We start from the raw sequence: 258 nt of genomic DNA, 5'->3' as shown, positions 1-258 counted from the left end.
CGCTCGCAGGCCTCGGAATCACGAACCCGAATCTGCGCTTCTGTCTGGCACATGACCTGAGCGAGCACTTCAACATCGCGCTTGAATCGACTGGCTGGGAAACTGTGGGTGACGTAGAGGACGCGATTTCTGGTGAGCTGTGGGCCAAGCATATGTATGCAAAACAGGTTCCGCCGCTTACCATGGACGCAGTAGCTCAGGATATCGTGCGGCTCGCGATGGAGCGCGAAATCGTGAAAGGACCTGTGGTAATCTCGA

The 258-nt window shown here is 56.2% G+C and carries 1 protein-coding gene; it reads left to right on the top strand.

Annotation, left to right across the window (positions count from 1 at the left end; all coding sequences use genetic code 11):
* Positions 1 to 258: hypothetical protein (locus tag AC1RP1_RS08390; RefSeq protein WP_481762788.1), on the top strand; the 258-nt coding region annotated here is incomplete at both ends.

The sequence above is a fragment of the Dellaglioa sp. CoH-56-MRSF-13 genome, assembly GCF_056782095.1.
The sequence above is the reverse complement of the archived record's forward strand: the minus strand, read 5'-3'. Positions and strand labels throughout refer to the sequence as shown.